We start from the raw sequence: 13454 nt of genomic DNA, 5'->3' as shown, positions 1-13454 counted from the left end.
GATAATTCAAGAATGACTATCGCTAATTTTTGTTGAAGTTATTCAACTTATAGAACAGTTTAGTGGAACTGGATGATGCAGGATTTTTATTTAATAGGTAAACACCTATTTTGAGAGAAGATAAGCTCATTCATTTAATTAAGGCATAACATGAAATTAGTTAAATTCCCATCTCGAAAGTAGGTGAAAATATGTTTGGAGATATAAGAAACTGGTATGGAATGGGGTATAGTCCATATATTATGGGATCTGGATATCATCCTTATGTAATGAGTAGCTATCATTATCCACATCATCACTATCATCATCATCATCCACATCATCCACATCATCATTATCATCATCCACATCATGACAATGTTACCCAGTCACAAGCTGTATTGATTAGTATGCCACACATGATGCCACACGTGATGCATGGCATGAATTAACACCCCTTATAATAGGAAACCAAGACCTCCTCTTCGGAGGTCTTTACTCTGTTTCAAGCTCCTGACAATTAAGATATAAAAACGCACCTGAACTAATATATTATATAAGTGAGGAAAACGGGGGCGTCTAAGAATGATTATCGCTTATTTTTGTTGAAGTTATTCAGCTAACGGTGCAGGTTAGTTTAAAAAGATATAAAACATTTTAAGTAATAATATGTCTAATCCATTAAGAGAAGGAAGCTACTTGGGGAAAAGAACTCCATTTTTAGTTATTTTCTTATTTATCATCTTATATATCTCTACATGTAGTAAAAATGCGGTAGGCAATGGAGAATACCCTTACGGACATTATAAAGAAGATGATAAAATGAGAGGAACTGTATGGGAAGTTAAGATAAGACAAGACAGCATTGTTGTTGATATTTCAGAATGGAAATAACGAGATAGAAAAGGTCCTAGTATAACAAGTGAAGGTTATTCTTATGCATCTAAGATAACGGAAGAAACTGTTATTAACAATGATGCTAACTCCTTTATTTAGCTATGCCAATGATCTGAACTCACTTCTATCACCAATAAACCTTTTTTAAAGGGATATGAAATCCTGCGAAATAAGTGAGCACTCGAGAGATATTCGTATCAAAATGAGGGAGTTGAAGAATCGTCTTTAGCACTTATTCCACAATCCGTACAGATTTTGGAATACGAACTATAATAAAAATGCTTTTGATTGCTTTATTAAGAATTAGAACGCAAAAAAAAGGAAGAGTTTTTCATCCCTATTCTAGTACACTAATTGCTATAAAGGGGATGTAGGTCATGAATAATAAATCAATTGGATTATTTCAAGGAATTGCATTATATATTGCTTCTATTCTAGGCTCGGGTGTGCTTTTTTTACCAGGGGTAACAGCCTCAATGGCGGGGCCCGTATCAATTGTATCTTGGCTTATCGTTATTACAATTAGCTTTCCGCTAGCTTTTTCTTTTGCTAATTTGGCAAAAAAATACCCTGATGCTGGTGGAGCCGCAACATTTGTTAGAAAATCTTTTGGATATCATCTTGGCAATATCGTTGGCTGGTTTTACTTTGTAACAGCAGCAGTCGGTCAAACGATTGTATCTTTAACCGGTGCTTATTATGTCAGTCAGGCATTTGGATTTTTAGGTTTTGGAACAACTGTAATTGCAATCTTTATTTTGGTAATTGCAGGTGCTTCCAATTATTACGGCGTAAACGTTAGTGGTAAAGTTGCATTGATTTTAAGTTCCTTATTATTGATACTTTTACTGGTAGCAATATTTGTATCACTTCCGAGAATAGAATGGGGGAGTTTTACTCCCTTTGTTCCGAATGGGTGGTTTTCTGTCGGGAGTGCTATAACGGTTATCTTTTGGTCTTTTTTTGGTTGGGAGGCGATTTGTAATTTAGCCGAACACTTTAAAAGGCCAGAAAAGGATATTGTCAAAGGAGCAGTTGTTAGTGCAATAGTCATTGGAATATTATTTTTAGCGTTAAGCATTGTTACTATTGGAACAGCGACATATGGCAGTCAAGAAAGCAATCTTTCTCCTATAGGTGTAATTATGGGTGATACGGTAGGCTTAGGTGCCAAAGTAGTCACAGCTATTTTAGCTTTAATTATTTGTACAGGTACATCAAATGCTTTTGTAGCCAGCCTAACACAATTGGGATATTCATTAAGTAGGGATGGTGCTTTTCCAAAGTTTTTTTCAAAATATCATGAAACTATTAAAATTCCAAGACGGATGGTATTGTTTATTATCTGTTTTTCGGTGGTAGGTGTTTTAGTGACGAAGACTTTATCCCTGACTTTTGATGCTATTTTGTTTATACCGACTTCTCTTGGGATTCTAGTTTATATTCTTTCAATGGCTGCGGGTCTTAAATTATTTAGGAAGTACACACTAGCATGGTTTGCATCGTTAACCTCTTTCATTTTATGTTTGCTGATTCTTCCATTTTTTCAATTGTATATATTTGTACCGATAATTGTTGTGTTTTTATATACGATTTATATGACTTTTAGTAAGATTCTCCTACAAGGGAGGGTTAAAAAGAAATGAAGGATCAAAATAACCTTTCAAAAGATATTATGTGGCAAGCAACAGTTTCATGTGATCAAGCATATGATGGGATATTTTTTTACGCGGTTAAGACAACAGGAATATTCTGCCGTCCTTCTTGCAAGTCTAAGGTTCCTAATCGCGAAAATGTTTCTTTTTTTCTAAATGCGAACGAAGCCCAAAGTGCAGGCTATCGACCATGCAAAAGATGCCAACCAGATCTAAATATAAAAACATATGACCCGTTCGAAAGCCTTTTGGAAGATACTAAGCGATTGATAAAAAATAATTATGCTCAAAATATGACTTTACATGAAATTTCATCTAGGGTTGGAGTAAGTCGTTTTCATTTAAATCGTATCTTCAAAGAAAGAACAGGGTATACACCAAGAATATATTTAGAAAAGATAAGAGTAAATGAAGCTAAGGAACTCCTTTTAACGACGAACCTTAATAGTACGGAGGTTGGTTATCAAATAGGCTATCAAAGCGTCTCTAGCTTTTATAATGCATTTAAACGAAATACAGGACTTTCACCGAGTCAATTCCGCGCTTGCCATAACGGAAATTACGTTAATCATGAATATGACTGAATTTACGTTCGATAACAAAAGGTAATTAACTACGTCTCCCATTTTAGAAGTTTTAACAACTAAACTAATCGCTATTACTACTAAACTTCCAAACTAATATTATTTTGTTCGATATTGCATTAAAGTAAGTGAGGAATGTTGATTGTGAAGTAATATACTTAAAGTAAACGGTGCGTTGTCAAGAAGGATTAAGGCACTTCTTTGTTGGAGTTATTAAACTAATGGGGCAGTTTAGTTGAAAAAGAAAGATCCAAGAAGGATTAATGCACTTTTTTGAAGTTATTTTGCTAACGAAGCAGGTTTTTAAGTACATTTCTTCTAAAACATATTGATAAGCCTATCCCTAAAAATACAAACGCATCAAATAAATTTGTACTCGATGCGTTTGTAACTGAATAGTGCCTGCTTTTTTTGCAAGTGGAGACCGTTGGTATTACTAATCATTATTTTGGTCAATTAAACAAGTAAATCAAAACCACGAAAATGAGCGAGTTCTTGGTCATCAAACCCTTCATCAATCATTTTTAAATTATTTAGCTCTTCTTGAGAATAATCACCTGTCTGGCTAAAGTCTAAGATTCAAATTTGATAAAACACCTTTGAGGTCGTAATAGGGCTTTTTTGACGAAAAGTTTTATTGACAAGCGACGCTAATTGGTAATACTATATACTAGTAGTTAGTAATACTGAATATCAGTAACACAAAATACCTGTGTTAATGATTACTGAAAAAATATAAATAAAATATAAATGGAGGTAAAGAATGGAAAACATTACGGAAATGCTGAAAGGGGTGCTTGAAGGTTGTGTGCTTGAAATCATCAGCCGTGGCGAAACTTACGGCTATGAAATTACGCAACATCTGCGGAAACTTGGCTTCACTGATGTGGTTGAGGGCACAGTTTATACGATTACAATGCGGCTTGAGAAAAATAATCTGGTGCACATCGAGAAAAAGCCATCCACTATGGGACCACCGAGAAAATTTTACACACTCAACACAGCAGGTCAGGAGCAGCTTAAGATCTTCTGGAAAAAATGGGATTTCATCTCAAGTAAAATTAACGGACTTAAGACTAATATAAAAACAAAAGGAGAGAAGTAAAATGAATATTTTTGAAAAAATTATCGGAAGTCTGGATGACAAGCGGGAATGGAGGGAGATGGAGGCACGTGCGAAGGCACTTCCAAGTGAGTACCGCAACGCTTACAAAGCTATCCAAAAATATATGTGGACTGCTGGTGGTGGTCCCACCGACTGGAAGGACAGCAGCCGTATCTTCGCCGGCATTCTAGACCTCTTTGAGGAAGGAGCAGCGGAAGGCAAGAAAGTCACTGAACTTACGGGCGAGGACGTGGCTGCTTTCTGCGATGACTTGGTGAAGGATGAGCAATCTTGGAAGGACAAATATCGCAAGAAGTTGAATGATACGATTGGTCGTGGCTAACAGTGAATTCCAAGTGGAGTTTCGCCTAGAATCGACGCTAACTAAGCAAACCGTCACTGGGCTCGAGTTGGCTTCCTTTCCGCCGAACTAAGGCTACCGTTATAACGTATGTCTACAAGTCATGGAGATTTAAATCAGCGTATCATGAAGCGAATGGAAAAAAGTAAATTCAATAAATAGTTTCGAAAGAATAGTTGGTTACAAATGAAATGTGTCATCTTCACTATTCAGTTATATTTTTAATATAGTAGTAAGTAATACAGAATACCAATCAGACAGAGGAGTGGAATATAGTTATTCTAGAGACTTGTTGCGCTTATTATAAGGAGGAGAAAAGTATGGTCAATGCAGCGATTTCTGTAAAAGGATTAAAAAAATCCTATACAGAAAAGGAAGTCTTCAAGGGAGTGGATTTAAAGTGTTTTAATCAAAAAAATTCCCAATAAGTCAGAATTAAAGCATAGGTCTAAAAGGGCCTATGCTTTAAATTTAATTTAAAGCTTTCTTAAGTGTCTCAAGATTTTGCCTCATAATGCTAAAGTAATCAGCACCATTTCTTACATCCTCTTCTGTAATTGATGGTTATGAAGAGTTAAGGCTTGGAACCCGATTTCTTTTTTACTAATCCATAGATTTTTGAAGTTAGGTTTTGCTCAAAAATAACAATTCAATAGAAACAGTCCCCTGCAAGGTTAAAATTCAAGTGCACATGTGCCCCTCATGTTTATATCCGATATGATGCAGTCCTTACTCTAACTGTGAAAATCTCGCTAAGTCATCCCTGTGTCCAATCATTACAAGTAAGTCCCCATAATGAATAACATGGTCAGGAGAAGGGGAGATGATAATTTCTGTACCACTGACAATTGCAATCACACTAACATTATATTTGGCTCGAATATCAAGATCTCGCAGGCTTTTTTCAGCCATTTTTGAAGGAATCACAATTTCCTCTATATTGTATTCTTTCGAGAGTTCAATATAATTCAGCATGCTGGGGGAGAGTAGCTGATTGGCGACTCTTTCACCCATATCTCTCTCTGGATATACTATCCAATGAGCTCCAATATGTTCTAATACCTGACCATGGCGTTTGCCTAAAGCCTTTGCAATGATTTTCTTAATACCTAGGTTCTTTAAAAGCATGACGGTTAAAATGCTTGCTTGCATATCGTTCCCAATAGCTACTATCACACAATCAAAATTTTCGATTCCAATAGATGTGAGTGCTTTTTCTTCCGTGCTGTCTGCAATAACAGCATGAGTCACAAAAGACTCGGCACCTTCCACTCGCTCCTCACTGATGTCAATTCCTAGTACCTCTTGGCCAGCTTCATGCAATCTTCTGGCGATACTTGTTCCGAATCTACCTAAACCAATCACAGCATATTGTTTTGTGTTCATCTTTATCTCTCCCAACCCTTCTACATTATCCAATCATGATATTTCCTTTTGGATGACGATAAGCTTCTTTTTTGCGCCTTTTTGTCAAGGCAAAACCGAGCGTGAGCGGACCTAGCCTTCCGACAAACATCGTTAAAATAATGAAAATACGACCGACTGAAGATAGCTCGGGGGTTAACCCCATCGATAAGCCGACAGTACCAAATGCGGAAGCTGCTTCAAATAAATACATAATAAACGGGAATCCCTTATCAGTAATACTCAATAAAAAGGTTATGATGGTGACAATCATGGCACCGCACGTAGCCACAGTTAATGCTTTTAAGATCGTTTCAGTCTCAATTCTGCGTTTAAATAATACAACATCTTCTTTTCCTTTGAATTGAGTCCAAATAGTTGCCATTAACAAAGCAAAGGTCGTAATTTTAATCCCTCCTGCTGTTGATCCAGAACCGCCTCCAATGAACATAAGGAAGATTGTCAGAAATAAAGAAGAATAGGTTAAATCTGCAATTGACAAAGTATTTGAACCGGCTGTTCTTGGAGTTACCCCATGATAAAATGCTCCTAAAGCTTTATCTGTAATTGATAATGGGCCTAATGTTTGATTGTTCCCGTATTCAAAGAGGAAGATTAAAATCGTTGCACTCCCTACTAGAATGATTGTTGTCATTAATACAATTTTCGTATTAACAGATAATCTGCGAGTATTCCGGTATTCATAAAGTTCATTCCATACGATAAATCCCAAGCCACCTAAAATGATTAATGTTGTAACTGTAAAGACAATAACCGGATCGCCCACATAGGGAGTAAGGCTTCGAAATTCCCCCATTAAATCAAACCCGGCATTATTAAAATTAGATATAGCATGAAAAAAACCAAAATATAGGGCTTTACCAAGTGGCATGTCGTAAGAAAAACGAATCGATAATATCATTCCCCCAAGCGCTTCAATGACTATAGAGAATAGTAATATTCGCTTGACTAATTTAACAATCCCGGCAAGAGAGATATTATTATATGCCTCTTTCAATAGCAGTCTTTCTTTTAAAGAGATTTTTTTTCCTAAAATCATGAATAAAAACGTTCCAAATGTCATAAACCCTAATCCACCAACTTGAATAAGCGATATTATTACCAACTCTCCAAACAGTGAAAAGGTATCTCCAGTATCTACTACAACAAGACCTGTTACACAAGTAGCAGATGTTGCAGTAAATAAAGCATCTAGAAACGAAAGCCGTTCTCCGTTTTCTGTTGCAATTGGAAGTGTCAACAAAATGGTACCAAGTAAAATGATAATGGCAAATCCCAAAACTAGTACTCTGGGTGGGTTCAAATGATCTAGTATTTTTCGCATCTTTATCTCCTTACTGACCTGGTAAAAATGAAATGGTCTACAGGTTAATTTTTCCCTTGCCAAATATATATATTATTACCACCATGGTTTTTGTTAATAGTTTATTTAGGCATAACAAAAAGACCATTAAAGACGGGCAGCAATTTTGTTTTTAAAAAACAAAAAAGCCACCTGAATAAGGTGGTCTTCTGACCTCCTTCGCTTTAGCCGACGAAGTTAGCTGACGGGTAGGATGGCGAAAGAGTGTCATCCCTTCTGCATTTGCAGAATTAACCCCAAAAAAGTGGGTCCTCCGTTCTCGATTTAGAGATTAGGCCGTTTTTCAATTTGTAATTTATGGAGATTATTTTACTCCTCTCACTAATTGCTTGTAAATACCTAAAAAATCCAAAAAAAGTTCGAAATAAGCAATATTAGACCATATAGAACCGATTTTATGGATAAAAAGCTTTCTAACTCCATATTTCTTCGTTTCTTTAAGATTATTAAACTTTTAAAATATAATTGTAAAGTGTATTGACATAATCTAAAGTGGTGCATTAGAATAGCATTCATAAATCGCGTAAAGCATATTGAGAATTACCCTTCATCAGGAGTCTCGATTTTCGCTAATACGTGACTTGAAAATATCAATCTATTTTGATTAATACATTATACATTGTATTCATTAAAGTCCAAATAGCCATGGATCATATACTAAATATGATTTTGGAAAAAGGGTGACAATTATGGGAAAAACTACGAATAGATTTGTAGTTAATGCTGTAGGTAAGGGTGGGGAAATTTACTTAACCCATTGTCAAAATAAGGATGAACTTAAGGAATGGTTAGCGAAACATGAAAATAATCTCATTATGGATGAGCTGAAGGTGATTGATAAAAAACCACATCCAATTCTAAAGCTATTCGGTTCACAAAAGAATAATTAAAAAGATATTTCACTTTTTAAATGATCTGAACTAAAAAATTAAAAAGTGGTTGACTTTAAAAAGAAGAGTCCTTAAACTAGTATTATAAATAAATACTATATCCTTTTTTAAAAGGGGAGTAGCTTTTACAACAAAGTCGTCATTTCGGAAATTTTTATTTTCTCGGCTTTGTTGGCAACTAATCCGTTGTTAGCAAGACCTTTGCCTATTGGTAAAGGTCTTTTATTGTTTAAAAACCTTTGCCTATTGGTAAAGGTTTTTTTGTTTTCCAGTTCCAAATAATTGGTTTATAATATCGAAATCAAACAGGAGGATATTTATGATTCTGAGAAAATATATGGCATTATTAGGAATAGGATCAGCAAAGATTGATCTAATACTTGAAAAAGAAACATACAGGGCAGGTGAGGAGGTAAAGGGATATTTCTTGATTAAAGGTGGAACTACACTACAACAACTGAAACGGATTGATTGTGATTTGGTCCTAATAGATATTGAGGAGAAATGCAAAGAAATCATCGATTCTATTACTATTTTAACAACCAACTCTATTCCGGCAGATACTATCAATAAAATACCTTTTACTTTCAAGTTGCCGAACTCTACTCCAGCATCTACAGGCTCATTATCTTATCGATTCAAAACTAGATTAGTCTTCAAAAAAGGAGTAGAAAGCATTGATCAGGATGCTATTCGGATCGTTAAGGATTAACAGATATAATGAGACAACTAGGACTGTCTTAATAGTTTAATGGAGCAACCAGTTATTAAAACAAGTTGCTCCATTAAATTTGTTAGAAATACTTTTGATAAAACTCCTTCCTGAGACGACCACTTAACTCTGCATATATTCGAGTAGTTTCACTTTTCTCATGTCCCATCAAACTCTGTATCACTTCAATAGGTGCACCATTATTTAGTAAGTGGGTTGCATAACTGTGCCTCAGTTGATGCGGATGGATTCTTTGTTAATACCTGCCCGTTTTGATATTCGTTTAATGATATATCGCATTTGTGCTATGCTCATTCGGTGGGGATGTCTTTCAGTTGCAAAGATAGCTGCATCATTATCTTCTCGGCTTTCTATATAGCATAAGCCAAATCTCACATCGAATATTAAAATATACTTCTCTTTCCTTATCACCTTTACCCATTAACAATGGCAGAGTGATTAGACCAATTAATGCTATTCTTATCGAGTGTTACGATCTCACCAATTCTACAACCTGTTGAAAACATAAACTCAATTAGAGCTTTCTCCTTAGGTGTAAAGCAAACTTCTCGAAGATATTCAATCTCCCTTTCTGTTAAAAACTTTGGGATTCTTTTACCTATCTTTGGCTCTTTAATCTTAGCTGCCGATTTTTACTGATATGTCCTTCTTCAAATGTCCATCGAAAAAACGATTTCATTGAACGAACACGATGTGCTAGTGATGAGGGTTTTAATGTTTTGCTAGACTTAGAGAGGTAAGCTTTTAATTGCTCTGTTGAAAGTAAAGCAATTTCTATATCTCCAAAATGACGAATTAGTAGGTTGACCTGAAGTTGATATGCTTTTAAAGTTTGTGGTGAAAATCCCTCAATTCGCTTATACGACTCATACGTTTCCCATGCTTTCGATAATAACAAAATATATCTCTCCCTTTAAACTTCATTTTTAAAGGAATTATTGACTTGATTATAGAAATTTAAACGGAAGATACTATTCAACTATCATTGCAGGTTAGTAGAAGTAGGAATTAACTTATTATCAATATCGCAGAAGGACGATAATGCAAAAAAATGATTGATTAAGAATAAGAGATTATTAACCATTATTGTAATCTTTTTCCAATAACGGTGAAATATACGTTACTATTATTTAAAGTATAACTTTTAATGGGAAAGGAGTTTTAAAGGTGAAAAAAGAGAGTGATCATTTATATTTCATCGATAATATAAAAATAGCTTTAATTATGCTTGTAGTAGCTCACCATGCTGGACAAGCCTATGGACCAGGTGGTTGGTGGTATTTTTTGGATGATGAATCTATCAACTGGTTGGGCAGGTTTTTCTCTGTAAATGCAGCATTTTTTATGAGTATGTTTTTCTTTTTATCAGCCTATTTTCTCCCTCAATCAATCGCAAGAAAAGGGCCGAAACGGTTTTTAAAAGAACGGCTTATTAGAATTGGTACTCCATTACTACTGGGTTTTCTCGTGATAATTCCTATTCTGATGTATTTATATTACATTAATTTCAGAGATTATGAACCCATCTCATTTTTTTCTTACTATGTTAATATATTTTTTGGACTTGGTAGTGAACCCACGAATTGGTCTGGACCATCTTGGCCTGATATGCAATTTGGCCATTTATGGTTTTTAGAGCATTTACTTGTGTATGCGGTTGTGTTTTCAGTCTGGACCTTCCTTACATCCAAGAAATCCACAAAAAAATTAGATGGAAACATTAAGGTTTATCAGATTCTCTCCCTGTGGTTGTTCGTTAGTTTAGTGACTTTCATTACAAGGATATGGTTTCCTATTGATCATTGGACAGCTTTCGTAGGATTTATTCAAACAGAATTTGCGCATGTACCACAGTATGTGAGTTTCTTTTGTTTAGGCATTATGGCCTATCATCGCAAATGGTTTTTAACTTTGAGTGCGAGAGTAGGATACATCTGGCTTATTATTGGAGTATTAATAGTAACTATTTTGTATTTTGGAGGGAATACGGTAGATCCTTTTCTTTTAAAGGGTGGACAAAACTTTGGTTCGTTGACTCGATCATTAATTGAGACGTTACTGTGTATTTCGCTTATAATCGGTCTTCTAATTTTATTTAGAGAAAAAATTAACGGCACTAATCGTTGGTCTAAGATGTTATCAAACGATGTATTTGTTGTTTATTTCATCCATGTCCCAGTAGTTGTCTTCCTTCAATATACATTGAATGACCTACCAATATCAGTCTGGACTAAATTTCTTATGACGGCATTTTTAGGAATCATTCTAAGTTTTTTGCTAAGTCACTTTGTATGGCGAAAGATTCCATACCTCAAAAAAATGATGTGAAAGGAAATAATATTTAAATAAATGAAATGTGAAAAATAAAAGCCAGCATTATTGCTGGCTTTTGTCTTAGTAGGATAATGATGTGTCATGAAAATAATGATTCTTGTTCAACTAACGGGTAGCTTTTCTAAATTAGAAAAGTACCTTTTTAGAAAATTTGTGTAAGGTTTACTTGACGTATACAATTATAATCTGTTAGTTTATGTGTAAGGTTAACCTTACAGAAAGAGGTCCGAAAATTGAAAAACAAAGTTAAAAAACTTAGGGAGCAATACGGATTATCACAAGGACAATTGGGTGAGAAGGTGAATGTTTCACGGCAAGCAATTAATGCAATCGAAAACAATAAGTTTGATCCATCGATTTGGTTGGCGTATGATTTAGCAAAATTTTTCAATATGTCAATTGAAGAAATATTTGATTTTGAGGAGAGTGAGAGAAAGTGAGCCTGTTAAAACAACCAATCATAAATATAATCTTTATTGGTTTTATGTCAGTCATTTATTCGATTATTTTTATTTTTACGGCTGGTCATATGGAATTTGTTAGTATCCTTTCACATAGAGAGACTCTTAATTCTGCTTTTTGGAATGGGTGGTCTGACTTTCTTAGAACTGGAAATATGAGGTTCATTGGATACCTAATAATTGGTTTAACCATTGCCATAATAGTCTTTATTTTGATTAAGAGAAGAAAAAAGTATGATGAATATCAAGTGAGTATTTTATCCAAAAGTCTATTAGTTGCGGGTACTTTATCTATATTAATGATTCCATTTATGATGATTTTACTTTTGAGTGATTCAAACTATGCTGTGGAAACTATCTTCCTATTTGCATCCCTACAATGGGTAAGTGTTTTAGTTTCGTATTTGCTTTATGTTATTAAGTTTTAGTTTGTGAAAAAATGTACTTAAAGTAACGGGGTGCATTACTTTAAGAAGGAGTACTACTTAAGAGGAAAAAGCCACACTCAATAGAGAGGGGCTTTAAAAATGAATTAGTCATAATGTTTAATACCACATTATCAAGTGTCGTAGGTAAAATGTAGCTATAGAGTATCCCTATTATATAAGTCAGTTTGCAGAATTGTAAAAAAACGTAAGGAAAAAGGTTGAATTTTGTTAACACAATTGTTATCAAGCTATGAATATATCTATAAACTAGCTTAACATCCCTTTTCTAGAATATGTTTGAATACATATTTTAGATAGGAGATGAAGATAATGAGTAAAAAGTTATTAATCGGTACAGGGGTGGCTTTTTCGTTGTTATTAAGCCCGTTCAGTCAGGCGTTTGCAGAAGAACCAACAGTAGGCGAAAGAAAACAAGTGGAAAATGTAGCACACCGTGGTGCATCAGGTTATGCTCCTGAAAACACGATTGCGGGTTTTGATGTAGCAGTTGATATGAAAGCCGATTATATTGAAATCGATGTTCAAAGAAGTAAAGATGGTGAATTAGTATTGATTCATGATACAACAGTGGATCGTACAACAGATGGAACAGGAAAAGTAGGGGATTTAACATTTGAAAAGCTTAGAAGTCTTGATGCAGGTAGCTGGAAAGGGGAACAATTTGCAGGAGAACAAATCCCAACATTTGAAGAGATTCTTGAACGTTACCGTGGAAAAGTAGGGATATTCATAGAATTAAAGGCTCCAGAGCTATACCCTGGAATTGAAGAACAAGTAGCAGAAGCATTAAGAGAACGAAATCTCGATAAACCACAAAATGAAAAAATCCTTATTCAATCTTTTAACTTTGAATCCATGAAAAAAATGAACGAGCTCCTTCCTAATGTCCCAATTGGTGTAATAACTTCTAACCGTGCAGATACAACAATGGAAGCTTTACAAGAATTTTCAACATATGCAGATTGGTTTAACCCCCATTATGGAATGGTGACAGAAGAATTAGTGAATCAAGTTCACTCTCTTGGTATGAAAATTGGATCTTGGACAGTACGTAGTCAAGAAGCAGCCGACTTTCTATTCGAAATGAAGGTTGATGCTATCGTTACTGATTATCCGGACTATGTAGATCCTGGAAAATAATATTACTGTAATATAGTTTAAGAAAAGGAGTAGTTGCTACTCCTTTTTTTGTTTGGATCTTTTTTTTCATGGAAATTG

13 protein-coding genes, 2 pseudogenes and 1 riboswitch are annotated in these 13454 nt (G+C 34.8%); of the genes and pseudogenes, 12 read left to right on the top strand and 3 right to left on the bottom strand.

Annotated elements, in window-relative coordinates; translation table 11 throughout:
- Positions 1-191: 191 nt before the first annotated feature.
- The 6 genes and pseudogenes from V7138_RS05825 (at position 192) to V7138_RS05800 (ending at position 4563) form a co-directional block, all read left to right on the top strand.
- Positions 192-431 (top strand): hypothetical protein, encoded by a 240-nt coding sequence (locus V7138_RS05825; RefSeq protein WP_335394898.1) that lies wholly within the window; start codon positions 192-194, stop codon positions 429-431.
- Between the two features lie 247 nt (positions 432-678).
- A complete protein-coding gene (locus tag V7138_RS05820) occupies positions 679-873 on the top strand; it encodes a hypothetical protein (RefSeq protein ID WP_335394897.1) in 195 nt (64 codons plus the stop codon).
- A 380-nt stretch (positions 874-1253) separates the two neighbouring features.
- Positions 1254-2535 (top strand): annotated as a pseudogene (locus V7138_RS05815) (APC family permease).
- Positions 2519-3115, top strand: coding sequence for a bifunctional transcriptional activator/DNA repair enzyme AdaA (locus V7138_RS05810; protein WP_335394895.1), 597 nt, complete (start codon positions 2519-2521; stop codon positions 3113-3115). The pseudogene V7138_RS05815 and the gene V7138_RS05810 overlap by 17 nt, the downstream one beginning before the upstream one ends.
- 763 nt (positions 3116-3878) lie before the next feature.
- The gene (locus V7138_RS05805; protein ID WP_335394893.1) at positions 3879-4220 is read left to right on the top strand and encodes a PadR family transcriptional regulator; all 342 of its coding nucleotides are present in this window, start codon (positions 3879-3881) and stop codon (positions 4218-4220) included.
- Between the two features lies 1 nt (position 4221).
- Entirely contained in the window at positions 4222-4563 is a 342-nt protein-coding gene (locus V7138_RS05800; RefSeq protein WP_335394891.1) for a DUF1048 domain-containing protein, read from the top strand.
- 747 nt (positions 4564-5310) lie between these two features.
- Here V7138_RS05800 and V7138_RS05795 read toward each other — a convergent pair.
- Positions 5311-5967, bottom strand: coding sequence for a potassium channel family protein (locus V7138_RS05795; protein ID WP_335394889.1), 657 nt, complete (start codon positions 5965-5967; stop codon positions 5311-5313).
- Between the two features lie 25 nt (positions 5968-5992).
- On the bottom strand, positions 5993-7330 hold the full coding sequence (locus V7138_RS05790; protein ID WP_335394887.1) for a TrkH family potassium uptake protein: 1338 nt from the start codon (positions 7328-7330) through the stop codon (positions 5993-5995).
- Between the two features lie 190 nt (positions 7331-7520).
- Positions 7521-7657: riboswitch (cyclic di-AMP (ydaO/yuaA leader) on the bottom strand.
- Between the two features lie 401 nt (positions 7658-8058).
- Here V7138_RS05790 and V7138_RS05785 point away from each other — a divergent pair.
- On the top strand, positions 8059-8259 hold the full coding sequence (locus tag V7138_RS05785) for a hypothetical protein (RefSeq protein ID WP_335394885.1): 201 nt from the start codon (positions 8059-8061) through the stop codon (positions 8257-8259).
- Between the two features lie 319 nt (positions 8260-8578).
- A complete protein-coding gene (locus V7138_RS05780; protein WP_335394883.1) occupies positions 8579-8971 on the top strand; it encodes a sporulation protein in 393 nt (130 codons plus the stop codon).
- 82 nt (positions 8972-9053) lie between these two features.
- Here V7138_RS05780 and V7138_RS05775 read toward each other — a convergent pair.
- Positions 9054-9890: pseudogene (locus V7138_RS05775) on the bottom strand (tyrosine-type recombinase/integrase).
- Between the two features lie 269 nt (positions 9891-10159).
- On the opposite strand from V7138_RS05775, the gene V7138_RS05770 reads away from it, so the two are divergent.
- The 4 genes from V7138_RS05770 (at position 10160) to V7138_RS05755 (ending at position 13376) form a co-directional block, all read left to right on the top strand.
- Positions 10160-11320: an acyltransferase family protein gene (locus tag V7138_RS05770; protein ID WP_335394882.1), complete on the top strand. Its 1161-nt coding sequence runs from the start codon at positions 10160-10162 to the stop codon at positions 11318-11320.
- A gap of 239 nt (positions 11321-11559) precedes the next feature.
- Positions 11560-11766 carry a helix-turn-helix transcriptional regulator gene (locus V7138_RS05765; RefSeq protein WP_335394881.1) on the top strand — a complete coding sequence of 69 codons (207 nt, stop codon included), beginning with the start codon at positions 11560-11562 and terminating at the stop codon, positions 11764-11766.
- Positions 11763-12215 (top strand): hypothetical protein, encoded by a 453-nt coding sequence (locus tag V7138_RS05760; protein ID WP_335394880.1) that lies wholly within the window; start codon positions 11763-11765, stop codon positions 12213-12215. The genes V7138_RS05765 and V7138_RS05760 overlap by 4 nt, the downstream gene beginning before the upstream one ends.
- Before the next feature lie 330 nt (positions 12216-12545).
- Positions 12546-13376, top strand: a complete 831-nt coding sequence (locus V7138_RS05755) for a glycerophosphodiester phosphodiesterase (protein WP_335394878.1) — start codon at positions 12546-12548, stop codon at positions 13374-13376.
- The last annotated feature ends 78 nt before the right edge of the window (positions 13377-13454 follow it).

The organism is Bacillus sp. JJ1533, from assembly GCF_036965045.1.
Taxonomy (GTDB): Bacteria; Bacillota; Bacilli; order Bacillales; family Bacillaceae_L; genus Ferdinandcohnia.
This window is presented reverse-complemented; position numbering and strand designations above follow the sequence as displayed.